The organism is Bartonella sp. CL25QHWL, from assembly GCF_042195335.1.
In the GTDB taxonomy this organism is placed as follows: Bacteria; Pseudomonadota; Alphaproteobacteria; order Rhizobiales; family Rhizobiaceae; genus Bartonella.
Map to the genome: position 1 here is coordinate 112,779 of NZ_JBHIOE010000004.1, position 22,941 is coordinate 135,719.

Sequence of the window (22,941 nt, forward strand, 5' to 3'; positions counted from 1 at the left end):
AAAAATGTCAATATGTATTTATTGTAACATTTAATTATAATAAAATTGGATCAATATAAATAATTTTTCTATAATATATATATTATTTATATTAATTTTATTGAATAATATATTATAAGGATATGATATTGTTTTTATGGAGTACGTTTTTAAGCAATGAAAAAAATACCTGTACTATCTTTAAAAAAAGCTGGTTTACTGAGAGCAAGACTGCGTGAATTAATGTGCTTTTCTTGCATACTCAATGATTTATGATGTTTTTGAACTGGCGAACATATTAGGAAGCAGTTGAATATTTTTTTGTATAGTATGTCATTTCTAACACTATTTATGTGTTCTAGATTTATTTCATAATTTGTTAAAAATATCCAGTTTATTTTTATTACAGATGGGGTCGTTGTGTATTCATAATGATACAAATTGGCATAGAATGTTCCATAATCGATTTAACAATTACATCTCCAAGCTTCTCCATGGATACTATGCTCTTCACAGACAACAACAGATTGGTGAGATTGGCATAACTCTAGCACAGATATATTATCTCAAAGTTGAATTGTTGGCACACTTGTAATTATTGGGATAACTTCATGTTTTTTGAAGCTCTTCAGTAATATAAGACAAATCTGAACAGTTTTTTCAGTAGCAAGTAAGAGAACATCTTTTCCTTTTTTTAACAGAAGTTTTGCTGATATCAATTTTTAAAGCATTTTTATGAATATTCATAACAGCACGCTTTCCTAAACCTATATAAACGGGTACAAGATTACTCAGATTAGCAGTTTCCATTTGATCGAATTACTCTCATAAGTAATTGGATAATATTTACTATATCGCTGAATAAAAAAGAAAAGTTTTTCTCTCTTTAAATAGATGATGGGTTGTCATCTAGCCAATAGGGATAGTTTGCGAGCAATTTGTTCGATGCAAGATAATTTAAATTGCAGTTACTTTTTATCACTTGAAGCTGTGAAAAGAAGGCGAAGATAGATGAAAGAATGTAAAAAATGATGGATACATTTTAGGATAAAAAATTATAATCCTGTTAATTCCACACCTGTTGCAGCTGATATTGGTGGCAAAAGAAATTTTACCAAAAAATTATCAAAATTATTGAGGACATTCCTCATGGCATGTAGACTAAACCTTTTTGTTGGTATGGGTGGGATTTTCTTTGAGCTGAAATTGATTCTATCCCCTGAAATCAGCAATAATCTCTCAGGTTATGGCGTAAACTTTTTGGGGATGTTTCAACACCACTATCGTCCTTTTATGAAAAATGTTAGCACTTCAGATAAGCAGCTGTGAGGAGTTTCAACGTTTAATACAGCAAGCTCCAGAAACTCTCACGGATTTAGACGGGCTTCAAGATTTTTATATTTACAGCGATTAAATTTTTGAGAGAAAGTAAATCGTACGATGAGAGGTGAAACCCATCGTAGCGCGCGGGGGCTTAAGCCCTTACAATTTGAAGGCGTGCTAAAACTTATTTTCCTCTGTTTAGCAGGTGTTAGCATTGAACATTTAAACTGGTCTATTTTTATTGTGCGTTATGATCGTCTAAAAATCTTGTTCTATCTTTTACCACTTTAATTGTGGTTCTGAAGGTTATAAAGAAAGGATTTTTTATAAGCGAGAGGATTATCAGCCGATGTCTAAGCTGTTTGCATAAATAAAGGGGAGTTTTTTGTCTTTAAGCAATATGCTAGAAATTCAAAAAACTTTAGTTAACTTCATAAAAGAGGTTACACCATCTTATACAGATTGCTCTGCAAATAACACAATTGCTGGTAAGGAATGGGCATCACCAATTTTGATTTCTAAAAAAGAAACAATACGTATTAAATAGTCTTTAACTTTACAGACTTTTTAAGAATCCTTTCAGAACCTTTTAAAAAAAGTGAATTGATAGAAGATTTTCTATCAAAATATAGCAACTTTTCTAACAAGTTACGAATAAATCTAAAAATATATATTAAATATAAAAAACAGTGCGATATGCGGGCTGTCTGGGCTTTAGAAATAAGAATCAAAGCGTATAAAGATGCATAGAGGTGAGATTGAGACATATCATTTTTATGATTCAATAAAAAAATTAAAGAAAAAATTCTATATCAAAAATTGAAGGTAGTTTAAAAGGTGGACGGGCAATGCATGGAAGGATGAGCGAGAAGGTGAATTAGGTGAGGGCGATTTATAGATTATCAGTATCTTTGTAAAAGTACCTTCTCAAGATAAATATTGTGATAAAGTAAGATTGTGGTTGAGTGTCGAAAAGATAATACGCGCTCTTAATTTTTCCGTTATACACATCACAATAAACACCATGTAAGGCACGGTCCTATTACAAACTTTCTCTAAGAGCAGTACATGAGTTTGCAAGATATTACAGTGATATTTTAAAAGAAGGATTTTATTTCAGGAAGAAATTGTCTTAAAATAGCAAAGCAATATTTTCCAAGAAATTGCTAGGCCAATTTTGAAAGTAAAAAAGCTAAGTTAAAAAATAAAAGAAAAAATGGTTGTTGGTTTTCTCTACTGGAGTTGCATGTTATTTCCCACATAGGAAATTTACCTATAGAAAAATTAACAGCCAAGATCATTCACAATGTGTTCCCGCCACTTTAGCATGAAAAAGCAGATATAGTGCGAAAGTATTTGCCTTATCGTCAACATCATTATTATAATTAGGAAGCTGAAGCAACGTCATTTACAAATCACATAAAGCCTATACCATTATTCATTATATAGTTCCGTAGATTGCTTTTCTTCAAGCATGCTGGCTCCTAGATATTATTTTTGTTGAAAACAGAACCTTTGAGTATGATCAGTTCTTTGAACGACGATAGTAGTGCTATCCATAAAATCTTTTCTCATCTTCTTTTGATAAGATAACAAAGATGCCCTTAGAATACATCAATAGACTTAATCATTTTACACAAATATAACCTGTTGAATCCTTTAGTTTCAACTTAAACGTCCCTTAGTCACTCTAATTAAACCCAATCGACCACCAGAGTGTTTTAATCCTTTAAGTGCTTTTACTTTCTAATCTGAATGTATCCACCTCTTTTAAATCTTTTCATTGATAGATGTTTCAGAGGAATTATATTTTATCACTTTATTTTCCGTTTATGTCTCCAACCACATAAACGTTCACCTTGTTCATTATGTTTTAAAATATCTCTCGCCAAATTTGGACTAATGACATTGATATCTTGTCGATTCAAATAAATTGGCAGCCATCCAATACAAGAAGTTCATTCATTCGTCGCGCAACTAGCTAGAAAGCTTAGTGCGCACATCAGCATCACTTTTCTATTAATTTCATTTTCTATCTCAAGCCGTGTTGTCGCTATCTTGAAAGCTTCCTTTGTTTGCTTTTGCTTCTCAACTTTTTTCCCAAGAAAAAAGGCTTTGACTAAAGCTATAAGAAAAGCTGCTATGATCGCTGACCTCACCGTCAGATATTTTTTTCCATATGAATAACGCTTTTGTCTTTTTCATATGAAGTATTTTGTGGGGTGTTCGGGTCCAATGGTATCACCTTTGTCTGGTGTTGTATTGGCTACGTTTCCAGCAGCGTTTTAAGCAAATCAATCAAGCTATTGAAATCTTTTTAGAGGCAATAGCACAAGAGACAAAAAAGATTTTGACAAAAAGCCGCTTAAAGATATAGGAAGTTCTCTCCTCCTAGCCCCCCAGCCCATTTACATAACATAAAAAAGAGAAAGGCAATGAAATGATATTTGATGATGGCGATAGATATGTAACAATCCGTGAATGTGCACAGCTTTTTAGTGTATCCACAACAACGATTCGCCATTAGATGCCTCAGGTGTATTTCCAAAGCCATGCAAGCTAGGGAGAGCAGTAAGGTGAAGGAAAAAAGAGATTTTAGCATTCACTTCAACGAAAAATAAGGAGAAAATAAGAACAAATTAGGTAAAATTATATAAACTGTAGAAGGTGGTCTGAAAATGGCTATTTAAAGAAAAAATCTATATATTTCAATATGTTTAAGAAATAAAATGGTGCCGCATGCCGGATTCGAACCAGCGACCCCATCATTACGAATGATGTGCTCTACCAACTGAGCTAATGCGGCATAGGTTTGTAAGTCAATGAAACAAAACTAATTTGAGGGTAATAGCTAAAAGTACGTATAAAAGCAAGAATGCATTTTTTCAATAATTTATAAATATGATAATAATTTGAAGGAGAAGTATGTAAAAGTCAGAGGAAAGTATTCTTTGACCTTAATGCTATAAAATGCTTTCCAATTTAGATAACACTTAAATTAAGAAGCTGGGAATGTAGATCTTTAGGATGAAAAATGGTGTCACGATATCTTAGTAAAGATAAAAACATTTTCTGGTTCTTGAGAAAGAAATTTGTTGCATAAGTGATTGGGAAAATAAAGATCATCATAAACCCTTTATAATGTGCAAATAAGATGAGTAGAATTAGTTTAAAAGTTACTTCTCATTTTTATGGGAAGAAAAAGGGAGGAGGATTAATAAAATTAATCACGTTTTTTTATTTAAGAGGGAGTAAAAATCATGTCGGATGAAGATCGGCTGATAGAACTAGAAATGAAGCTAGCTTACCAAGAAAAATTCATTGAAGAACTTTCTCGAGAGGTAATTAATCAATGGAAAAGTTTGGATGAGATATCTAAAAAGTTGATATTTTAGCGAGACGATTTTCATATTTAAAAGAACAGAGTGTTACTGAAGCTGTTATCTTACCATTTTCTCAATAGGGAGAAGGTGCGAAATATTTTTTATCATAATTGCAATTATTTACAGATGAGTTTTTATTTCACGCATTTTGTTAGACTTGTAGAATAATTTTTATAAGCTTCTTCATTAATTCTAATAAGTTCTAATCTTATAAGGAGAGCTGATATTAGAAGACGTTTTTTTATATGGGGTTTCTAGTACGAAAATTAAGAAAAGTTTTTGTAGAGTATAAAGAAGCAGCCATAGAAAAATATATGAACTGCAATATTTTAAGTTTTTTCTGTACAGAGTTTTCTTATAGGTGGGAGGTAGATTTATTCGCTAATTTTTTTAAATTGATACAGATGAAGTGATGTTATCGTTATCTATAGAAATCATAAGTGAGCGTCTATATTTATAATAAAGCGTTTTAATGTGTTCTGATGATCAAGTGATTTTCAGTTGTTTTATAGAGTGAGGGGTTTTAAGCGACATAGATTATGTTATAGGACAGAGAGCTCTAGAAGTTTTTTTCAAGATCAAATGTACTCTTCGTTATATGTATATGATATTTTGTGAAAAGGCTTTTGTTTTTCGTAATTTAAGATACAAAATACTATTGCTAAAGCACCAAAGATAGACCATGCGGGTAAATAAGTGAGAGTAATGCAAATTGAGGACAGAAAATCAGGCATTACCTTGCATAGAGATTGATTAAGGTGATAGATATCTGTTTGCAGAAGGTTTATTAAAATTTTATTAAAGGGGGTTGTTGTCCAATGTGATGTGATTACAGAGTGTGCGTTATCAATGACCAATGCTATAATGGTTAGTGTAACGAAAATGAAGGACATTAATTTAAATAAAGGGTGGAGCATATTTTTTCTTAAAACTTCAACGGGACATACGTATAATGCACAAAAAAATGAGGAGTTGCATTATGATGAGAAAATAAGTTTACGTTTGTTTTGTGTTTTTTGAAAGAGGTGCCTAATTTTTCAATAAAAGTTGAGGTTAAGTTCAACAAAAGTAGTGAGGCATGATGTCTGAAAAAAAGCACGAGGAATTGAAGCGTAGCCTTCAAAATCGCCATATTCAAATGATTGCTTTGGGTGGCGTTATTGGGACGGGACTTTTTTATGGGTCAACCGAGGCAATTCAATTAGCTGGTCCCTCAGTTATTTTATCTTATCTTGTCGGCGGGCTTATTATGTATTTCATTATGCGAATGCTTGGTGAAATGTCAGTAGAAGAACCGTCTTCAGGAGCATTTAGTTTTTTTGCTTATAAATATTGGGGGAGATTAGCTGGTTTCATAACAGGTTGGAATTATTGGTTTCTTTATATTCTTGTGAGCATGGCTGAACTTACAGTGATAGGGTTTTACCTTGATCATTGGATTTTGATTGATCATTGGAAGACATCTTTCATTGTTCTTTTATTTGTTACATTTGTTAATTTGTTTAATGTTCGTTTTTATGGAGAATTTGAATTTGTTTGCGCTTTGATCAAAGTGGCTGCTGTTATTGGTATGATTATTTTGGGAATTTTTCTCATTGTCACTGGACTAGGGGAAAATCAAGCGAATATTCATTATCTTTGGGACCATGGCGGTTTTTTCCCTTATGGAGCAGTAGGGGTTGTTTTAGCAACTTCTGTAGTAATGTTTTCTTTTGGAGGAACGGAGCTTATTGGTATTGCTGCTGGAGAAGCATCTAATCCACAAAAAACAATTCCAGCGGCTATTCGTCAAGTTATGTGGAGGATTATAATTTTTTATATTGGTTCTATCAGCGTTATTATGATAATCAGCCCTTGGAATATGATTGGAAAAAATGGTAGTCCTTTTGTCACAATTTTCGAGACTATAGGAATTCCTGCTGCTGGTCATATTTTGAATTTTGTGGTGATTATGGCTGCTATTTCTGTTTACAATAGTGGCATTTATTCTAATGGCCGTATGCTTTATAGTTTAGCTGTACAAAAAAATGCACCACATATTTTTAGTAAACTGAGTGCTGCTCGTGTTCCTTATATTGCTATCCTTTTTTCATCATTATGTACGGCGTTGATTGTCGTTGTTAATGCTCTTGTTCCTGATAATAGTTTCATGCGGATCATGGCTCTTGCAACTGCAGCAGCAGTGATTACTTGGGCTATTATTGTTATTGTTCATTTGAAATTTCGCAATGCATATAAGAACAGAAAGGGCGATTTTATTTATGCATTTGGTTTATATCCTTACGCTAACTATCTTTGCCTCAGCTTTCTTGCTTTATTGTTTTGCATTATGTTTGTCAGTGGTTTTGGGCAAAATGGATTGATGACTCGACTTTTTGATATGATAGGAATAAGCGTGCCTTTTCTTGAAACATATATTCCTGTACAGATGCCTGATATGAGTTTGGCAGTCATTATTATTCCTCTATGGTGCTTGTTATTACTTTTAGGTTATAAACTGAAGCGATAGAGAAAGAAGAGCTAATAAAAGGGATTGATTGGAATAAACCTTGGGGATTATAAAATTTGATGAGGTAACACAAGTTTTTGGTGATTTGTGTGTTTTAAGAAATATTACTGTACAGCTTACCGAAAGACGAATTGCTATTATAGGTGCGAATGGTTCTGGAAAAAGTACATTTGTTCGTCTTATTAATGGGCTCCAATTACCATCTCATGGTTTTGTAAGCGTTGATGGGCTTGATACAAAACGCGATGCAAAAGCAGTAAAGCGTAAAGTTGGATTTGTTTTTCAAAATCCAGATAATCAGATTGTTTTACCATTAGTTGAAGAGGACTTATCCTTTGGTCTCAAAAATTTAAAGCTTAATAAAGATGAAATTAAGGAGCGTGTAGATGAAATTTTACAGCGCTATGAACTTCAAGATTTCAGAAATCACGCTGTCCATTTATTAAGTGGTGGGCAAAAACAACTCGTTGCTATTTCCGGTGTAGTTGCAATGAAACCAGACTACATTATTTTTGATGAGCCGACGACATTACTTGATTTGCGAAATAAGCATCGCGTTACGCAAGTGATAGAAGAATTACCACAAACTGCAATAGTTGTATCGCATGATTTAGAGTTTTTGAAAAAGTTTGATAGAGTGCTGGTTTTTGATAAGGGGGAGATAGCAATTGATGATGTACCTTTTGTTGCTATAAAGGAGTATATAAGAAGAATGTCATGATCGGTTTATATATTCCGAGGGATACATTTATTCATAGGTTAAGGCCTGGAGTTAAGTTATTATTTCTTACGGCGTGTGGAACTTTTATAATAATGGTTTCTTCCATAGCGCTTCTTGGTTTATTTTTGTTGTTTGTCATCTTATTCTATAGAGTCGCCAAGATCCCTTTCAAAACTGTGATAAAGCAATTTAAATCGATGGGATTGCTTTTAGTTCTTCTATTTGTATTTCAAACTATTTTTAGCGGTTGGCTTACGGGGGTTGAGGTCATATTACGTCTTGTTATCCTCTTTTCTTTATCATCAGTTATTTCATTCACAACAAAAGTGTCAGATATGGTGGATGCAATTGAAGCAGGCCTCCAGCCCTTTCGTTGTTTTGGTATAAATCCATCAAAAGTGAGTATGGTTATCTCTATGGCGATCAGGTTTATTCCTCTTTTGAGTGAAAAGTTTAATGAGGTACATGAAGCACAGCAAGCACGGGGACTTAATACTAACATTGTTGCTCTTGCGATACCTTTAATTATACGGACCATAAGAATGGCGTCAGAAGTGGCTGAAGCATTGGAAGCGCGTTCTTATGATGCTGATACTATTGATACAGCATCTCGTAATAATCAGAGTTTTTATAGTAAAAGAAGAATTAAATGAATACAAAAGATTTAGTTTATATTGCTTTATTTGCCGCTATTTATGCTATTTTGGGCCTTTTCCCTTCTATTTATCTTCCTTTTCTTCTAGGGGTACCTGTTACAGCTCAATCGATGGGACCGATGCTAGCAGGGTCTATACTTGGGGCAAAAAGGGGTGCTTTAGCGTCACTCCTTTTTCTTGTTCTTGTTGCGATTGGATTACCTCTGTTGTCTGGTGGTCGTGGTGGAATCAGTGTCTTTTCAGGGATTGCAAGTGGTTATTTAATAGGTTTTCCATTTGCCGCATTTTTTATTGGTTTAATGGTAGAGTTGTTTTGGCAGCGGTTAAATTTTATAACATTATTTATGATAAATACTTTTGGTGGCATTGGGATAGTTTATTCTTTTGGGGTTCCATGGACAGCGTATATGACCAAAGTTTCTTTACTGAATGTTTTAATGGCTTCATCAGTTTTTTTGATAGGCGATTGTTTAAAAGCGTTGATTGCATCCTTTATTGCACTCGCGATTAAAAGATCTGTTCCTCTCATGCATTCAAAGCATAATAACTAAAATAAATGTATTATTTTGTTATGCTGTTGTTATATAATATTCGTATATCACTATTATTAAATTTAACTATAGTAATTTATGATATAATTAAACATTGTAGAATCTAATATGATTTATATAAGTAATATTATTAAAATAAATTATTATAATATTTTTCTCTATATCTAAGGCATTTAAAGTGTACTTTTATAAATCTGATACTTTTTATTAATTGTACAACAATAACGAAAGCTTTTCCCTAGTGAAGGAATAATTCAGTGAATACAAAAGATTTGGTTTATATTGCTTTATTTGCCGCTATTTACGCTATTTTGAGTCTTTTTCCTCCTATTTATCTTCCTTTTTTGCTGGGTGTCCCTATTACAGCTCAGTCTATGGCTCCGATGTTAGCAGGCTCTATACTTGGAGCAAAAAGGGGAGCGTTAGCATCACTTCTTTTCCTTGTTCTTATTGCAATTGGGTTACCTCTATTGCCTAGTGGTCGTGGTGGAATTAGTGTTTTTTCAGGAGTTACGAGTGGTTATCTGATTAGTTTTCCATTTGCTGCATTTTTTATTGGCTTTATGGTAGAATTGTTTTGGCAGCGGTTAAATTTTATAATATTATTTATGATAAATACTGTGGGTGGCATTGGGATAGTCTATTCTTTTGGAATACCATGGGTAGCGTATATGACACAGGTTCCTTTGCTGACAGTTTTAATAAGTTCATTAGGTTTTTTTGTTAGTGGTTTCTTGAAAGTGCTGATTGCATCCTTTGTAGCGTTGACCATAAAAAAAACCGTTCCTCTCATTCATTCGGAAAAAGGGGCAGTTTTGTACTGAAGAACAAGTTTTTCCAAATGTATGTAGATTAAAAAGCACCACGGAATACCATTTCGTTTTGTCTACTTTTTATTGGTATTTTTATCTGCATAGCTCTCAGAGGTAGCCATACGAAAATTGAATATTTCGACACCAAAATTCTTTTTTCTTTCAGGAGCAGCCCCTAAATAGCCAATTAATATCATTTTATTCAACAGGCTTGTAAGTTTTATTCGATTTGCATATTATATGCATAAAGCCTTAGAATAATTTATTATTTTTTTAATATTTTTAGTTAATTAATCACTAATTTTAAAAGTGTTAAATTATATTAATTGTATAAAAACATGGATAATTTAGTGTTCATCTAAAAACTCTTGATGTATATAGTGCCCTTATAAATGTATTAATATAAGGTATAAAAATGAGATTTGAATGGAATGAAGCTAAAACAAAAAGTAATCTTAGAAAGCACCGTGTAAAGTTTTGAAATAGCTGCATATGTTTTTTCTGATCCATTCTCCATGGCTAAACAAGACCGTATTGAAAATGGAGAGTATGGTTAGCAAGCTTTATGGCTCATGGATGTTTTTTTATTACTATTCGTAGCGCATATTGTCCATGACGATAAAAATGGCATAGAGGTAATCCGTATTATTTCAGCACGGCGAGCCAATTTGAAAGAGAGGAAACTTTATAAAGAAGAAAGTTCGTTATAAAATTGAGGTAGGTAACTTATCACCTTTGACAGATAAACAGAGAGTTGAAGTTGATAAACTGGCTGTAATGCCGGACAATGCAATTGATTATAGAGATATTCCGTCACTCAATGATGCGTTCTGGAAAAATGCCGTTCGCAATCCATTCTATAAACCACCCAAAACTGTTACAACAGTGCGTGTGGATTCAGACGTTCTAGCGTGACTTTAAAAGTCAAGGGAAAGGATATCAAATGCGTATTAACGCCATTTTACGTGATACTATGCTTCGTTCAATGCACTGATTTCTCCTCCACTTAAAAGCTGGGAAGGGGGAGCCCATATTCTAAAAATCTAAGCAGCTTTCACTGCAGAGTTCTCTAAAATTCGTATTGCTTTGCAATTAAAATTGTATAGCTTCGATCTTTAACTAACTGATTCTAAACAATACAATATATTTTGGATACACTATCTTCCCATAATCACTAAGATAACTTGGGAAGCACCTGCCATCTGATAAGACTATAGACATTGTAATTATGTTAACTTTATGAATACCATTAACTTTCTTTCTTATAAATATAAAATAGATCCAGCCTCAGAATTAGTTAATATCAATGATGCTGATAAATTTTTATAGGAAAGAAGATACGATTTTAACTGTGATAATCAATGTGCTACTTTAATAATCGAAAATTTTTCTGTGAACTCGAAGATCTGCTATTGGATTTATGTTTTAACGGGAGAAAATAGTCCTTATAATCCTGAAGTTATTGATTCTGAAAACGATTTTCAGAATATTCCTAACCCACGTTCTAAAAATCAGATTGAACAGAATAAGCAATATTTTGGAATTTTGATTCCTATAGAGTTTACTCTTTTTTCTTCAAATAAAGAGTTAAACAAATTCTTGCAGCTACACTACAAAAAATCTTTTCCCCCGAAAACGATTGATATCTCACCTGATATTGTTGGTAAGGAAGAGTTCGAAAAAAATTGCTTTTAATTAAAGAAATAAAACTGAAATATACACAACCAAAACAATTAGATTTTTTTGCAATGCAATCAGAAGACAACTTGCTAAAGATGGCTAAACTTTTGTTGGGTGAATTTCCCACGGATGATTATTCTGAAATGGAACTTGACTTGGGTATCAAATTTAAAGAAAAAAATAATTTAAAGAATTATTTTTTGAATCTTTTTAAAAAATATAAATTAAATCCAGCATTTAAAAACATAAGTTTTGTTGGAAAGACACATAATAATTTTGATATAATCTTTAATACTGAAACTTTTCAACATAAATTTGCTATTAAAACAAGTAAAAATGATAATGGTATGTATAATGAAGGTCATATAAAAGAAAAATTAAATCATGAAATCGTAAGTTTTACTGTATCTCTTTAATAGAGCACTGTAGCGTGTAAATAGATATATTTATTAAACTGCGTGTACGCAACATAAGGAAGAATACACAGACTAAAAAAAAGTACCAAATTATAATATTTGAATATCCAAGAGCAATATCTAAGTACCAAAGTACGGTATCCAATGAAAAAGAAAACTTGTGCTCCACGTACTTAGAAATGACAGGCAAAGAAACAGTTTCTTTATAACTACTTGGGAAAATTAAAACGACAAGCGCTAAAATTATTAACTTTAGGAGACTGTGCATATACTGATGTAACTCACATGTTAATGTCTTCCAACCTGTTGTATTGCCGCATTTATATTGTGGGTTGTTTTGCAACTCAGAAGGGATATTAGAATTGCATAAAATTGCAAAAACAGTTGTTACGATCACCAAAGAAATAGATGCGAATGTCAAAATACCCTGAATAAAGTCAAGATTTTTTCTTATTCCTAAAAAACATACAAATATAAAAATTATAACGCCAAACAAGGCTTTTCTCTTCTTATCTGTAAACATATTTATTTCCTGTGAAAAAATTATGATCTCAATTTCTTAAATTATTTTCTGATATAAAAACACAAACTACCTTTTAGTCTTTTTAGCATTTGCTTTTCTTTTAATAGCAATGTCTTCTATTGCATCCAGTTGCTTTTAATATTTTAGTTAACCTCGTCTATGATTTATCTATAGTTGATGATAGCTTTAAACACAGAGCTCCATAATCCCAAACTCTTGCTTGCATTTTGATACCCAAATCCACCTTTCAACAAAGCCCATCGCACTGGCAACCCTTTCATAAAGATTAAAGAAAAGCTCTGTTATTTCAAAAGTACACGAAAGGGAATCATAATTGCCGCAACATTTTTTGCGCTGATGCTGGCTACTCATGTTTTAAAAAACAAATATTTTGAAATTCGCGTATCCTAAAATCCTTAATTTGTATTAATGGATTTATTTACTTTATAAATTTGATACTATAGAGCTATTTTAGCTTCTAGAAATATATTGTACATTAAAAAAACTTTTTAATCACTCTTTAAATGCATATCCAATCCAAAAATGATCAGCACTTTTCACTATTTTGCTACTTTTTAGAAATCTATTTTAAACTCTCCTATCATTAGTTCATGAAGAGTTTTGGTGCGTGAAAGAAGGTCTTTTTCAATCTCTTCACAATACTTAGAAAAATCTGTTGCTCTTGGAATGATTTTTTTAGACATGCTTTCTACGTTGCTCTGCAAAATGCGTTTTAAGGACTCTTTCAAAATCAATAAGGAAATACCTTTGAGTTCAGTTTGATAAGCTTGAGAAGAGGTATTATAGTCCATATATTTTTGCATGTGGAAGCTACCACAAGAGAACAAGCGAAAAGTATTAGAGATATCATCATTTGAAGCTTTTACAGCAATAAACCTGTGAAGCCATATGCAAGTCTCAAGTGCATTTTCTTCATTCGATTTTTGTTTTTAATTTTCCATACGACACACGGCTATTTCAGGCTATTACTTTGGGTTGATTAAGATTTGTAAGGAAAGTTGATTGGCTAGCAGTTAAGGCTGAGTTTAAAGACTGGGATTATAAAACCCAAGGGCTGACAGAAGCCGGTGCAGCTATCGTGGCATTGGCTGTCACGGGGGCGCGGTTACGGGCGGAGCAGCCTTGGGTGCTGCCAGTGCCATTACCGGTGCTTTGGGGCTTGGCTCGAGCACCGCCATGAATGCAGCGATACAGGCAGGTGTCCAAGCGCTGATTAACAAAAGCGCTGTGGCTTTTGTCAATAATCGCGGCAATATTGCCGGCGCCTTGCATGAGTTAGGTTCTTCCAAGAATGTTCTCAGCATTGTCTCATCGATGTTGACAGCGGGCTTAACCAGCCAAATAACGGAAATGGCTAGGTGTTGGACAATCTTTGCCAAAAACCGCTCCTTTTGTCGATCGTATCGCCCTTGAAGCGGAAAAGAACCTGATCAAAGCCGCCATTGGCACAGGCGTGCAAACGGCTCTTGAGGGCGGCTCTCTTGACAAGAACTTTTTTAACAATCTGCGCATCGCCCTGTCTGATACAGTTGGCAAATCGTTGGCAGAAGAAATCGGTACCGCCAAGGCAGAAGGCAAAATAGACACGGTCACACAGATCGTTGCCCACGCTGGTCTTGGCTGTTTAAAAGGCGCGGTTGCGAGTGGCGCTTGCTCTTGCCGGTGCTATCGGCGGGGCCTGTGGGCGAAGCCACTGCTATGCTCCAGTTTCAATTGTGGGTGCAAGGCATTGTGAAAGAGGAAATGGGGAACCTAAACGGTCGCACCCCAACTCCGGAAGAGGAAGCGCGTATAAACGCAAAGATTGATGCGCAGTTTGCTGACTTTAGAGACCACACCATTGATGTCGCACGGGCTGCTGGGGGGCGTTGCTGCCGCCATTGCCGGTGGCGATGTTGATGCCGGTGCCGATGCCGCAGGTAATGCCGCTGCAAATAACTACCTCAGCAGTGCTCAACAAGCTCAGATGGAGAAAGAATTAAAGGAGTGTCCTGACCTTTTATGTGAAGCAGCAGTGTCTGCGAAGTGGTCTGCGATTAGTACAGGGCAAGATATAAGCTTTGGGGCTGGTATAGTAGCTGGTGTACCGGCCGAAATATACGATACGGTTGATGATTTTTTGCAAATAGCCAAACATCCCGAAGAGACTTTGAAAGCGCTCAAAGATTTTTTCAGCAGTGGTGAGATTTTGGCGACAATTGGTCAGACCCTTGGACAGTCCTATGTAGATCGCATTAATAAAATGGAGGAGGAATATGAGCGAGCCGGTACTGGTGGATCCTTTAAAGTTGGACTTGAATTTGGAAAATTATTGACTGAAACAGCATCCCTAATGACAGGAGTTGCTGGAGCAGCCAAGGGAGGCATAAAGCTTGGCGAAAAGGCTTGGATTAAATTCATTGCTAGGAAAGATTTTGCCCAATTCGCTTCCAAGAAAAATCTTGCAGAATTTGCAGCTCAAGGAGATCCTGACAAACTTGCGGCGAAGAAAGAACTGACCAAACTTGCTGCTAAAGAAAAAAAGCTTTGGTTAAAAAAGAAACCCACTAAATTTACCGATAGCAAATTTGGACAGACCTACACAGTTTATCGGAGAGACGATTTGTTTGATCCTTACAGAGTTTCTGATTGGAAAAATAACAAAAAAACGGTATGGGGCACTAATATTGATAGAATGAAAGCAAGAAGAGCACCTATAGGTCTTGATGGCAAGCCTGTTGAGTTGCATCACCTAAATCAAACACCTGATGGACCCTTAGCAGAAATGAGCCATGAATTTCATAAAAAATATACTTCTGTTATTCATGCTAATCCAAAAACACATCAATCGCTCATAGATAGAAAAAAGTTTGAGAAGCAGAGAGAGGAATATTGGTATAAACTTGGTAATGGGTATGGAGAACAAAAAACAGTAGTTTAGGAGGAATAATCAATATGAAATGGGGCATTATAGGTCTAAATTTTGACAGATGGGGACAGGAGCATCGGCAGTAATGCTCTACGGTTGATGAAAAGAAACTTATAGAATAATTGATGGAGCATAATTAATGAAACCCTATACCTTAGATGATGTTATACAATTAGTTGATAAATATAATGGTGATATTATCAATTTTGGTACTGAAGATGATGCAGTTGATGATCTCGTGATTGAAAGGGCGGAGAAAGCTCTCGGTTTACAATTCACATCGTCTTACAAGAGTTTTTTAAAACATTGTAAAGGCGGGGACATTGGTGGTGATGAAATCTATAGTCTTTATGAGTATCCTATAGGTGTTTCTGTTAATGACATTGTTTTTCAGAACTTAAATGATAGAAAAGATGGTTTTGCAACACCAGAACAGCTTGTTGTTAGTAGAACAGACTTTGGTGAAACCTTTTATTTTGATTATACGCAGTTTCGGGATGGTGAATGCCCACTTTATGTCATGCTTCCATCTGAAGATTGCGAATATTACGCCAGTAATTTTTATGAGTTCCTTTGCAAAAGAATTAAAGAAAGCGCGGGAGAAGAGATACCTGATGGTGATCAACCGATTGAAAAGATTGAGAACACTCCCACTCCGCAATCTATCCCTTTTTACAAGAGCTTTTGGAAAAAACTATGGAGGAGGTGAAATTGATAGAGGAAATATGGAGCGTTTATAACGCAAGTTTTGAGGATCATCTATGAAAACTTACACCTTAGCTGATGTTGCAGAGTTGGTTGAGAAATATAGTGATATTGTTGATTTTGGCACTGCAGAGGATGCGGTTAGTGATGAAAGGATTGAAGAAGCTGAGAAAATTCTTGGTGTAAAGTTTACAACTTCTTATAAAGACTTTTTAAAAAATTATAAAGGAGGAGAAATTGGAGGTGATGAAATATTTAGCATTTATAACGCAAGTTTTGATAAGTGTCCTGCTGGTGATATTGTTTACCGAAATTTGCTCGATAGAAGAGATGGCTTTACGGACCCCAAACAACTTGTTATCTGCACAACTGATTTTGGTGAAACCTTTTATTTTGATTATACGCAGTTTCGGGATGGTGAATGCCCACTCTATCTCAAGTATACATCTGAAGATTCCGAATATTACGCAAGTAATTTTTATGAATTTCTCTGCAAAAGAATTAAAGAGTATGCAGGGGAAGATTCATGAAAACCTATACCTTAGATGATGTTATACAACTAGTTGATAAATAGGATAATTGCGATTTATTGCTTGTTATGAAAACATCTCAATAGAAACTGATCATTATAGAGATGAGCAAAATCCCTTTTAATAGACCGTGTCATTTTTGTCAGTTCTTTTTAGAGCCTATATTATTTTTTTAAATGAGAGAAAATTAAAATCATTATATTTCAATAAGTTAAATTTTATCAATTTTTCAAAATACAACTTATTAAACCAACCATAACAAATAAATACAACTATAAATATATATTTGTCAGTTATGTGTCAGTAAATTGAACTGACAAAATAGATTATTTTAGTGAGTGATTAAAATGTGCTTTATGAAAAGCATATGCTCCTTTAAAGCCTTTCAAAAGATAGTTTGTAACTCATAAGAAGTGCTATCAAGACCATTATGGTTATGAGTTTTGAAGATTTTGAGTATTTTGAGGGTTCCTTTTACGCCCCTTTATATATTTTTTTCAATCAAAAAATAAAAGTTATTATATTTCAATATGTTAATGTTTTAAATAAACAACCTATATTACACACAATACGTAAATACAATCTATAATATATATAAAAAGGGGTTTTGAAGGTATTTTGAAGGTTTTAAGCACCTTCAAAACCTATAAGTAATATAAGAAAATGAATATACATAACTCTCTTTAAACAAAGCTTTTGATAACAATAAAGCTATCATTTTAGATTACGGTATAATCTTTTAAAGGCAATGTAAAAGAAGCATATTCACTTTAAGATAGGATTTCTTAAAAGTCTTAAAGCAATCCAAATAAGGGTGTTTAAAAGTGCAAGTGTTCTCTTTTTAGAATAACGCATATAAACACTCCTTTTAAGATTGTAGGTAATCAACTTACAAAAGAGGTATAGATATGATTATAAGCTCGATAACATATTATGCATAAAAAAACAATAAAGTCAATAGGTTGTGTGAAATTATTTTATATGAATCCACTTAAGAATCCACACTTTTATGCATGATTCATTTGATCATTTTTTATATAAGATTGCCATGCATGAATAGACCATAAAAAGCAAATCATGATACAAATATTATAACGCATGTGTGCATTCAAATGAAATGAAAAGCAGCTATCATTCATAACAGTTTATAAATCTTAGATACGTTTTTATCACAGTACAAATCACATTGTTTAAAATTTAGTTGTTTGGAATTATCGATAACATACGTTTAAAGATCACATCTTGTTTTAATGATTGGATTGTTAATCGCATGATAAAAACAAAATTAACGGTCCCCAAAATTGGGGAGCGCAAAATCTAAATATGTTATAGTATCCTATAAGAAAGTAATCATTTAAAACTTTTATAAGCTTATAGGTTTAATTTATAAAGATTGCATAAAAGGATTTAAAGACAAGATCACTTTTAAAACGCTTTCTAAAAGTTTAGAAAATGATAAGTAATCAGCATAAATATAATATCATGACATATAGAATGAAAATCACAATGTTATGTCTTATGAAATCAAAAGCTTTTTAATGATATAATGCAAGCAAGAAAAATTTAAAACCATTGTAACATCATAAGGCATGGGATTTTACTCAATTTTGAGTCAAAAGCTGTAATATTTAAAGAATGCTCTATTCTAAGATAACGAGCTCGAATTTGAGCTGGTTGATTTTGCCAACTCAAAATTGAGCCGGCTAATATTTAAAGAAATTAGGTTTTAATGAAAAGTACAAATACGCTTATGAGAACCTCTTTAAATGCACGTTTAAACGTTTGAAACATAAAATGAGATCTTTATAAGAAACGTTAAAACTTTTTTTTATAACAGTTATAACTTAGTTATCATTTGCTCTTAAGAACGTTTCATTTATGAAAAACGAAGATCTAGATTTCACAGCAGAGCAAAATCTTAAAAACCTTACATTTTATAAAAGCGTTTGTTTATTTTTCTTATAAAAATCTGCTTTGAAAACCAATGCTTGCAAGCTAAAAAGAACGTTTTTATAAGACATTCATTTAAGATGCATTTGCTTTTGATTGGATTATTAAAGCTACCGAGCGTTTTGATTTGTTTGATACGTTTGAGAGCAACAAAAAGCGTTTATAGGTTTTCTCATTCAAATGAGTGAGTAAAAATCAAATGCATCATTTACATTCCTTTTGATAAGTTTTCATATCTCTCATAGAGCGCTTGCAATATGATACGTTTTGTATATATGCATTCATTACTCCATTGTGGATGATTCATTTTAATCAATAAAAAACGCTATTTGAAAGCCGCGTCATATCATTTGGCACGGCTTTTTTTATTTTACTCTCTCTTTTATGATATGTTTATAGCAATGCATTTTATATGCGTTTATAACCATAAAGAATGCACGCCCCCCATGTCTCTTTTTATTCTGTTTTATCAGTTATATTGACAACATTATCCCTTTCATAAACCTCACAATTTTTGGGAACCAACCTTACTTTGCTTTTTTTATTGATTTTTGCATTGCCATAAGCACGCCCCCAGATCGTTGCACAATATGAGATTTTAGCATTCCCATAAACCTTGCCATAAATTTTTGCACGACCATTAATAACAGCATAATTATAAATTTTTGCATGGCTATAAATACAAGCCAAGCCAGAAACCTTGGCATGACCATAAACGCGTGCATAACTAAAAACCGTAGCATCATAAGAAACATGCGCATGGTCATAAATATTGCCATAAACATGAGCATTGCCATAGACAAAAGCATGGTCATAAACTTTAGCATATTGAGAGATAAAAGCTTTTCCATAGACCTCAGCATTGCCATAAACTTGACCACAGACTTGAGAAAAATGGCGTATTTTTGCATTTTCATACACCCTTGCATGACCGTAGACACAAGCCTCATCATAGACCCAGCAATTGCCATCATGAGAAAGGTTATCTTCCTTTTCAATAAAGCCCCCTAAAGTACCTGCTTTAACATCAGCAAAGTCTTTTAATGCTTTAATGCGATAAAGGGTATGATTATTAATTACACGCGTTTCATTTGTGAGTGCAAACTTCTTTTGCATGAGCACAATTCCTTTATAGAGATTTAAATTTTTAAATGAGATGTTTAAAGGAGGGCGCCCCCGCCGCGCCCGCGCGTGTCATTTACGCAGCATCACTTTCATATTCGCTGTCATTATCATCGTCATAATACCCTTCAAAATCAGCATAATACTCATGACGATAATAATCATCTTCGCTACCAAACTCAGGATATGCATCATCACAGATATCTTCATTAGCTGTTAAAGAAGCATTGCTATGAATATATGAAGAACCAGAGATAAGAGCATCACAAATAACGGCATCATCAAAAACACGTGATTCATCACAAATGTAAGCAGAGCCACTTATTTTTGCATTGCCTCCGACATGGGCATCATCACAAATGACAGCATTATCGGAAATATGAGCATGATCAGTGACACGGGCGTTATCATAAATTTGTGCATTGCCTTCAATTACAACGGCGTTGTTAGCATGCGCATTACCAGACAGCTTTGCATTGTCCTTTAATGTCATACCTTCAAAAATAGCATTCCCATAAATTTGAGCATTACCATAGACATCAACAAAAAAGCTTTTTACTTTAGCATTTCCAAAGACGCGTGCATTTTGAAAGACCCGAGCTTTATTATACACCCAGCAATTACCTTCATGAGAGAGATTATCTTCACTTTCAATATAGCCACCGAGGTCACCTTTTTTCACATCATCAAAATCTCTTAAGGCTCTAATTCGAGTTAAGAAATGACCATCGATATATTCACAATCATCAATAAATTCGTATTTTTTTGCAGGCTCTTGTTGATTAACAGACGCGGTTTCATTCGCAATATTAGAGATAATGGGGGTGTTTTTTGAGATATTTGTCATAATTAAATCCTACATGATTTAGTGTTTTCAATTGACAGCCTATAAAGGCGCCGGGTGTTGAAAACACGGCATGTAGTCCGTTGTTATGCCTTCCTCATAAGAGTATTGTATAGCATAACCACACCCGACAAAATCATCATATATGCTAATTAGAGCATAAAAGATAGCCAGTTTTATAATAGGATTAGGTTTATCGCAACCTTTTCGCTACATGTTTAGTGTTTTCATCACTTGGTTATTTATATAACAAAATACGTATTTATTGTCAAATAATATTTTATCTTTTTTGATATTTTTTTGTATTTTTTAAATACGTTGTGTATTGATAATATCTTATGCTTATTAATTGCTTATTTTATATTTATGTGCTTTTAAAACTATATTACGGGCTTTGTGAAACGATTGCGTATTTTCTGAATCTATACATTTATAATATTTTAGAAACGCTCTCATAATGCGTATTTTAAACTTTATAACCTATCAATTTTTTTACTGAATGAATTTTAAATTTTTTGTGAATTTTGTTTATAAGGGTCTTTAATTTAAACGACCTTAATAGCACCGCGCTCTTATAACAAATGCTTTCATTTGCATTTTTGCTTTCTCTATAGTTGTTATGTTCTTTATAGCCATGGCATCATTTTTCATGTTCATAAGAGAAATGATAAATAGGATAATTGCGATTTATTGTCTGTTATGAAAACATCTCAATAGAAACTGATCATTATAGAGATGAGCAAAATTCCTTTTAATAAACTTTTGTCAGTCTTGTCAGTTCTTTTTAGAACCTATATCATTTTTTTTTAAATGAGAGAAAATTAAAATCATTATATTTCAATAAGTTAAGTTTTATGATTTTTTCAAAATACAACTTATTAAAACAGCCATAACAAATAAATACAACTGTAAATATATATTTGTCAGTTTATGTCAGTACATTGAATCGACAAAAGTGATCATTTAGTGAATGATTAAAACATGTCTTATGAGAGTATGTGATCTTTTAAAGCCTTTCAAAAGAAAGGGATTATAATCATAATAAATGCTATCAAGACCATTATGGTTATGAGTTTTGGAGGTGCTTTTTACGCCCCCCTTTACATATTTTTCAATAAAAAATAAAAGTCATTATATTTCAATATGTTATTTTTTATCAATTTTTCAAAAAACAACCTATATCAATAGTACAACCTATAAATTCAACTAATGCTCTATGTTTTGTAAGGGTTTTGGGGGGGTAGAAACATTCAAAACCTATAAGTAATATAAGAAAATGAATATACATAACCCTCTTTAAATAAAGCTTCTGATAACAATAAAGCTATCATTTTAGATTACGGTTTAATCTTTTAAAGGCAATGTAAATAAGAGTATCTAAAAGTGCAAGTTTCTTCTTTTTAAATAACGTATGATAAATTATCCTTTTAAAGATTGTATGTCAGCAATTTATAAAAGGGATATAAGAACCTATAGGTATAAAACCTTATACCCCTTATGAGTTTATCATACCCATTATGTGAGCATGCTTTTAAGTTATTCAGTTTCTCTTATTTCCAATTTTGGTAGGTTCTTAACAATTTTCATTGTCTCTAAACTTACGGTAATAACCCTCTGAAATAACTCTAGAGGGTAGGCAGGGTTGCCAATGGTTTCAACAGCATAACGATTGGCATCATTAACAATGCCACTCTTTTTATCAGTCTTAACACATTGACGCCCCATAACCCATTCAAGAGCGGGTTTACCATTAACGATATACTCACAAGCGTCAAGAGGGATATCTGTTATTGTGATATTGTTATTATAAATAACAGTGGTTTTATCTTTCTCTTTACCTGCTTTTGCTAATTTCATTTCAGTCACGTAATAGAATTTTTCTGGATTAGAGATCTCTGTAACTTTTGGATTACCTTTTTTAAAGGTTACGCGATAAGGTTTTACAGTTTCATAATTCACGTGCAAATGATCCAGTTCACGCCCTGTTACAACAGAGCTCCGTTTTCGTATAAGGGGTTTAATTCTCTTCAAAAGAATTAAAACGAAGCTTATTAAATCCATTTTGAATGAATTGAGAAAAAATGCAGAAAAATGCTAAAAAAGCCGATAATTTTTTCAAAAGAGTTTTTAAATGCTGTTTATCCGCAGCCCATGAGAGAGATCAGATCAGCAAAATAGTGAAATTTGCTGTTTATTTTATGGAAAAAGACAAATGAAGCATGTGCTTTTAAAATATCATAATGATTATTTTGATAGGTTTTATGAGTCACTAAAATAATCTAGTTTGTTAGTTCAATTTACAGACACA

General features: G+C 33.2%; 17 protein-coding genes, 1 tRNA gene and 7 pseudogenes. 17 read left to right on the top strand and 8 right to left on the bottom strand.

What is annotated here, in order from left to right; all coding sequences use genetic code 11:
* Positions 1–1,419: 1,419 nt before the first annotated feature.
* The 3 genes and pseudogenes from ACFILY_RS03710 to ACFILY_RS03720 form a co-directional block, all read left to right on the top strand.
* Positions 1,420–1,593, top strand: coding sequence for a hypothetical protein (locus tag ACFILY_RS03710; protein WP_375631037.1), 174 nt, complete (start codon positions 1,420–1,422; stop codon positions 1,591–1,593).
* A 94-nt stretch (positions 1,594–1,687) separates the two neighbouring features.
* Positions 1,688–1,849 (top strand): hypothetical protein, encoded by a 162-nt coding sequence (locus ACFILY_RS03715; protein WP_375637501.1) that lies wholly within the window; start codon positions 1,688–1,690, stop codon positions 1,847–1,849.
* Between the two features lie 334 nt (positions 1,850–2,183).
* A pseudogene (locus ACFILY_RS03720) lies at positions 2,184–2,625 on the top strand (integrase); the annotation flags it as partial.
* 654 nt (positions 2,626–3,279) lie between these two features.
* On the opposite strand, the pseudogene ACFILY_RS03725 reads toward ACFILY_RS03720, so the two are convergent.
* A pseudogene (locus ACFILY_RS03725) lies at positions 3,280–3,467 on the bottom strand (hypothetical protein).
* A 275-nt stretch (positions 3,468–3,742) separates the two neighbouring features.
* Here ACFILY_RS03725 and ACFILY_RS03730 point away from each other — a divergent pair.
* A pseudogene (locus tag ACFILY_RS03730) lies at positions 3,743–3,945 on the top strand (helix-turn-helix transcriptional regulator).
* Positions 3,946–4,032: 87 nt separating this feature from the next.
* On the opposite strand, the gene ACFILY_RS03735 reads toward ACFILY_RS03730, so the two are convergent.
* Positions 4,033–4,108: transfer RNA gene (locus tag ACFILY_RS03735), tRNA-Thr, on the bottom strand.
* A 454-nt stretch (positions 4,109–4,562) separates the two neighbouring features.
* Here ACFILY_RS03735 and ACFILY_RS03740 point away from each other — a divergent pair.
* The 6 genes from ACFILY_RS03740 to ACFILY_RS03765 all read left to right on the top strand — a co-directional run bounded on the left by ACFILY_RS03740 (position 4,563) and on the right by ACFILY_RS03765 (position 9,946).
* On the top strand, positions 4,563–4,697 hold the full coding sequence (locus ACFILY_RS03740; RefSeq protein WP_273790429.1) for a SlyX family protein: 135 nt from the start codon (positions 4,563–4,565) through the stop codon (positions 4,695–4,697).
* Between the two features lie 1,069 nt (positions 4,698–5,766).
* Positions 5,767–7,194, top strand: a complete 1,428-nt coding sequence (locus ACFILY_RS03745) for an amino acid permease (protein WP_375637535.1) — start codon at positions 5,767–5,769, stop codon at positions 7,192–7,194.
* Between the two features lie 40 nt (positions 7,195–7,234).
* The gene (locus ACFILY_RS03750; protein WP_273790432.1) at positions 7,235–7,915 is read left to right on the top strand and encodes an energy-coupling factor ABC transporter ATP-binding protein; all 681 of its coding nucleotides are present in this window, start codon (positions 7,235–7,237) and stop codon (positions 7,913–7,915) included.
* Positions 7,912–8,568, top strand: coding sequence for an energy-coupling factor transporter transmembrane protein EcfT (locus ACFILY_RS03755; RefSeq protein ID WP_273790433.1), 657 nt, complete (start codon positions 7,912–7,914; stop codon positions 8,566–8,568). The genes ACFILY_RS03750 and ACFILY_RS03755 overlap by 4 nt, the downstream gene beginning before the upstream one ends.
* Complete coding sequence (locus ACFILY_RS03760; protein WP_273790434.1) at positions 8,565–9,122, top strand: biotin transporter BioY; 558 nt, start codon at positions 8,565–8,567, stop codon at positions 9,120–9,122. The genes ACFILY_RS03755 and ACFILY_RS03760 overlap by 4 nt, the downstream gene beginning before the upstream one ends.
* A 257-nt stretch (positions 9,123–9,379) precedes the next feature.
* Positions 9,380–9,946 carry a biotin transporter BioY gene (locus ACFILY_RS03765; RefSeq protein ID WP_375637500.1) on the top strand — a complete coding sequence of 189 codons (567 nt, stop codon included), beginning with the start codon at positions 9,380–9,382 and terminating at the stop codon, positions 9,944–9,946.
* A gap of 21 nt (positions 9,947–9,967) precedes the next feature.
* Here ACFILY_RS03765 and ACFILY_RS03770 read toward each other — a convergent pair.
* Positions 9,968–10,143: pseudogene (locus ACFILY_RS03770) on the bottom strand (single-stranded DNA-binding protein); the annotation flags it as partial.
* 363 nt (positions 10,144–10,506) lie between these two features.
* Between ACFILY_RS03770 and ACFILY_RS03775 the strand changes: the two are divergent.
* The 4 genes and pseudogenes from ACFILY_RS03775 (at position 10,507) to ACFILY_RS03790 (ending at position 12,030) form a co-directional block, all read left to right on the top strand.
* On the top strand, positions 10,507–10,644 hold the full coding sequence (locus ACFILY_RS03775; RefSeq protein WP_375637499.1) for a hypothetical protein: 138 nt from the start codon (positions 10,507–10,509) through the stop codon (positions 10,642–10,644).
* A pseudogene (locus ACFILY_RS03780) lies at positions 10,622–10,928 on the top strand (BrnA antitoxin family protein). The gene ACFILY_RS03775 and the pseudogene ACFILY_RS03780 overlap by 23 nt, the downstream one beginning before the upstream one ends.
* Positions 10,929–11,326: 398 nt before the next feature.
* Positions 11,327–11,629, top strand: coding sequence for a hypothetical protein (locus ACFILY_RS03785; RefSeq protein WP_273790437.1), 303 nt, complete (start codon positions 11,327–11,329; stop codon positions 11,627–11,629).
* On the top strand, positions 11,620–12,030 hold the full coding sequence (locus ACFILY_RS03790) for a hypothetical protein (protein ID WP_375637498.1): 411 nt from the start codon (positions 11,620–11,622) through the stop codon (positions 12,028–12,030). The genes ACFILY_RS03785 and ACFILY_RS03790 overlap by 10 nt, the downstream gene beginning before the upstream one ends.
* Here the strand turns inward: ACFILY_RS03790 and ACFILY_RS03795 are convergent.
* Entirely contained in the window at positions 12,014–12,553 is a 540-nt protein-coding gene (locus ACFILY_RS03795) for a hypothetical protein (protein ID WP_375637497.1), read from the bottom strand. The genes ACFILY_RS03790 and ACFILY_RS03795 overlap by 17 nt on opposite strands.
* Before the next feature lie 575 nt (positions 12,554–13,128).
* Positions 13,129–13,377 (bottom strand): hypothetical protein, encoded by a 249-nt coding sequence (locus ACFILY_RS03800; protein ID WP_273790439.1) that lies wholly within the window; start codon positions 13,375–13,377, stop codon positions 13,129–13,131.
* 188 nt (positions 13,378–13,565) lie between these two features.
* Here ACFILY_RS03800 and ACFILY_RS03805 point away from each other — a divergent pair.
* The 3 genes and pseudogenes from ACFILY_RS03805 to ACFILY_RS03815 form a co-directional block, all read left to right on the top strand.
* Positions 13,566–15,568 (top strand): annotated as a pseudogene (locus ACFILY_RS03805) (DUF637 domain-containing protein); the annotation flags it as partial.
* 53 nt (positions 15,569–15,621) lie between these two features.
* Positions 15,622–16,191: an SMI1/KNR4 family protein gene (locus ACFILY_RS03810; RefSeq protein WP_375637496.1), complete on the top strand. Its 570-nt coding sequence runs from the start codon at positions 15,622–15,624 to the stop codon at positions 16,189–16,191.
* A 52-nt stretch (positions 16,192–16,243) separates the two neighbouring features.
* Positions 16,244–16,717 (top strand): SMI1/KNR4 family protein, encoded by a 474-nt coding sequence (locus ACFILY_RS03815; protein WP_375637495.1) that lies wholly within the window; start codon positions 16,244–16,246, stop codon positions 16,715–16,717.
* Positions 16,718–19,123: 2,406 nt separating this feature from the next.
* On the opposite strand, the gene ACFILY_RS03820 is transcribed toward ACFILY_RS03815, so the two are convergent.
* The 3 genes and pseudogenes from ACFILY_RS03820 to ACFILY_RS03830 all read right to left on the bottom strand — a co-directional run.
* Positions 19,124–19,783 carry a hypothetical protein gene (locus ACFILY_RS03820; protein WP_375637494.1) on the bottom strand — a complete coding sequence of 220 codons (660 nt, stop codon included), beginning with the start codon at positions 19,781–19,783 and terminating at the stop codon, positions 19,124–19,126.
* An 82-nt stretch (positions 19,784–19,865) separates the two neighbouring features.
* Positions 19,866–20,636, bottom strand: coding sequence for a hypothetical protein (locus ACFILY_RS03825; protein ID WP_375637493.1), 771 nt, complete (start codon positions 20,634–20,636; stop codon positions 19,866–19,868).
* Between the two features lie 1,533 nt (positions 20,637–22,169).
* A pseudogene (locus ACFILY_RS03830) lies at positions 22,170–22,625 on the bottom strand (type ISP restriction/modification enzyme); the annotation flags it as partial.
* Positions 22,626–22,941 lie beyond the last annotated feature (316 nt).

Bases quoted from the DNA above. Each gene is read 5' to 3' on its own strand.
- ACFILY_RS03795 (WP_375637497.1), bottom strand. From the start codon at position 12,553: ATGTTTACAGATAAGAAGAGAAAAGCCTTGTTTGGCGTTATAATTTTT.
- ACFILY_RS03755 (WP_273790433.1), top strand. From the start codon at position 7,912: ATGATCGGTTTATATATTCCGAGGGATACATTTATTCATAGGTTAAGG.
- ACFILY_RS03740 (WP_273790429.1), top strand. From the start codon at position 4,563: ATGTCGGATGAAGATCGGCTGATAGAACTAGAAATGAAGCTAGCTTAC.
- ACFILY_RS03820 (WP_375637494.1), bottom strand. From the start codon at position 19,783: ATGCAAAAGAAGTTTGCACTCACAAATGAAACGCGTGTAATTAATAAT.
- ACFILY_RS03825 (WP_375637493.1), bottom strand. From the start codon at position 20,636: ATGACAAATATCTCAAAAAACACCCCCATTATCTCTAATATTGCGAAT.
- ACFILY_RS03810 (WP_375637496.1), top strand. From the start codon at position 15,622: ATGAAACCCTATACCTTAGATGATGTTATACAATTAGTTGATAAATAT.
- ACFILY_RS03775 (WP_375637499.1), top strand. From the start codon at position 10,507: ATGGATGTTTTTTTATTACTATTCGTAGCGCATATTGTCCATGACGAT.
- ACFILY_RS03815 (WP_375637495.1), top strand. From the start codon at position 16,244: ATGAAAACTTACACCTTAGCTGATGTTGCAGAGTTGGTTGAGAAATAT.
- ACFILY_RS03745 (WP_375637535.1), top strand. From the start codon at position 5,767: ATGTCTGAAAAAAAGCACGAGGAATTGAAGCGTAGCCTTCAAAATCGC.
- ACFILY_RS03760 (WP_273790434.1), top strand. From the start codon at position 8,565: ATGAATACAAAAGATTTAGTTTATATTGCTTTATTTGCCGCTATTTAT.
- ACFILY_RS03800 (WP_273790439.1), bottom strand. From the start codon at position 13,377: ATGCAAAAATATATGGACTATAATACCTCTTCTCAAGCTTATCAAACT.
- ACFILY_RS03710 (WP_375631037.1), top strand. From the start codon at position 1,420: ATGAGAGGTGAAACCCATCGTAGCGCGCGGGGGCTTAAGCCCTTACAA.